The sequence below is a fragment of the Rhodococcus sp. NPDC059968 genome (assembly GCF_042738615.1).
GTDB lineage: Bacteria > Actinomycetota > Actinomycetes > Mycobacteriales > Mycobacteriaceae > Rhodococcus_F.
In genome coordinates this window covers 1-2,340 of the sequence record NZ_JBHWUE010000248.1, presented here as the reverse complement: position 1 = coordinate 2,340, position 2,340 = coordinate 1, and the positions used below count along the sequence as shown (strand labels likewise).

Below are 2,340 nucleotides of genomic sequence, written 5' to 3'. Positions count from 1 at the left end.
CTGGAGAGGCTCGAGGAGCGGACACGGGCCAGCGGCACCGAGTGGGCACTAGGGATCGAGGCCCGCTCGCGCGCGCTACTGAGCGACGGCGACGCTGCCAATGCCCTCTACCGCGAGGCGATCGAGCGGCTCACCCGCAGCCGTATCGTTGTTCATCTCTTCCGCGCCCGCCTCCTGTACGGCGAGTGGTTGCGTCGTGAGAACCGTCGCTCGGCCTCGCGCGAACAGCTCCGTGCCGCCCACGAGATGTTCAGCCACATTGGGGCGGGCGGCTTCGCCGAGCGTGCGCGTCGCGAGCTCCTGGCCACCGGGGAGACCGCACGCAAGCGCACCGTCGAGACCTTCGGCGAGCTCACGACCCAGGAGGCTCAAATCGCCCGACTGGCTTCGGACGGGCATACAAATCCCGAGATCGGCGGCCAGCTGTTCATCAGTTCCCGCACCGTCGAGTGGCACCTGCACCACGTGTACACGAAACTGGGCATCGTGTCCCGCAGAGAGCTTCGTAACGCGCTGGCCAGCACCGGAAACGCGACCCTGCCGACGTAACGAAGGCGCACGACTCCCGGATCAGGAGAGCGCGACCTGCCGGGGGCTTCCCTCTTAGAACGCTCGCCCTCTCACACTGCCACCCGGCGGCTGAATCAATTGCCGGAAAATCCGCAAACTACGAGCGGCGGCTCCTGCCGGGCCCCTGGCACACCAGGCATTGACCCCAGGGCATCTCACGGGGTCGATCGGCACCCCGGCCGCGCGACGCTGAAGTTAAGCCGCACACCGAGGAAACGAGCCAGGAGAATGAGCAAAATGACCAAGGATGGCACCGCGATCCACTACAAGGACTGGGGCTTGGCTGGTCGTCACGTTCTCGCATCGTTGGCAGCTGAGCTCGGCCGCGTGGGATGGGCAGATGCTGTTCCCTGCGCACAACGGCAGAGTAGTCATGACCAACACCTTTGATCGACGCATCCAGTTAGGCACTGACGCTCAGCTCCGCAGTGCGATCGAATCCAGTTCGTATACGCCGCAACAACAGTCAGCGTTGATCGCTGCTCTCCATGCACGTGAGTCCGCCCACTTAGCCAGTGAAACACTGGCTTTTGGATGCGCTCACTGGACTGAGATCAACAGCAAGCACTACGCCTCCATCGACACAACACCGACCGAATTCTGAGAGAGAGGAGTCATGAGGATCGCTAGCGCATCGACACTGGACCGTCCCCACTGACCGTCTAGACAGCTTTGCACCGGACGCCCTGCGCGATCGGGCGTGTCTCGATCGCGCAGGGCAACAGGGCGATTCATCTGAACCTGTTCTGATATTACCAGTTCAAAATAGACGCATACCCGACATCCCAGGAGTGTTTGCGCAGCCACCGGCCGGCCGGCACTGGTCACCTGGGCCAGGGGCGATGAAATCTTCGGGCCCGTTGGCGCCGCGACGTTCGCGGCGATCTTTCCGACGCGGAGTCCGTCTGCGCGGCGCCGGCCATTTCGCGTTCGAGACGCATGGTCAAGAGATCGCCCACCTCATCCGGGACTTCCGCCATCGCATCCGCTGAGCTCACAAGCTGGGACGTACCGATCCGCGTTCGTCCCCCTTCCTTTCTCGGCATCATGCGCCGGGATCAACACAGACAAGGATTCGACATGAATAATTTTGCTCGTGGTGCACTGGTCGCGGTTGCGGCCGTCAGCGTCATCGGAGGGGTCGGCGCGGGGGCCGCGTCGGCACATCCGGCAGGCGCTCTGGACAGTCCGTCACTGGTCAACCAGTCGTGGGTCAACATCCCGTTCGGGCCTCATCACCCTCATCCTCATCCTCACCCCATCGGTCCTCACCACATCGGCCCCAACTCATTCGGCCCCAATTCATTCGGCCCCAACTCATTCGGCCCCGACCTGGGAGGCCCAACCGAGCGTCCCAGATTCATCCCGTTCCAGTGGGGGATCTGCCCCAACGTTTCCCCCCAGGGCCATTGCTTCCCTTGAAGTCCATTGAGTGCGGGGTGCCTGGGAGAGGAGGACCTGACGCCGCCCGCCGCGTTTCTGGCCATGCACGCGCCAGCACATCCGAAAGGAACGTGTGTTTAGGAACATCATCGGGCCGCCGGTTGTTGCTGCCGCCACGGGCACTGTCCTCGCCCGGCTGAGCACTGGAATCGCATCGGCGGGGCCGGACGATGACGCCAACCACCCGGCGTCGGCTGCGGCGACTACGAGTGGGCCGCGGACACCGGAGTCCAGCCTGAGTTGGCTCATTTCGTTAGTGCGTGAGTTCAGGACCTGAAATCCGATCCACAAGGTCGCGGATTTCGGGATCGATTTCGGGCGGGAACG

Annotated in this window: 2 protein-coding genes; both read left to right on the top strand. The window is 63.5% G+C overall.

Annotation, left to right across the window (positions count from 1 at the left end; genetic code table 11):
* Positions 1–549, top strand: a 549-nt coding sequence (locus ACFWAY_RS53550; protein WP_378516515.1) for a LuxR C-terminal-related transcriptional regulator, incomplete at its 5' end; no start/stop codon positions are given.
* A 394-nt stretch (positions 550–943) separates the two neighbouring features.
* Entirely contained in the window at positions 944–1,174 is a 231-nt protein-coding gene (locus tag ACFWAY_RS53545) for a hypothetical protein (protein WP_378516514.1), read from the top strand.
* The last annotated feature ends 1,166 nt before the right edge of the window (positions 1,175–2,340 follow it).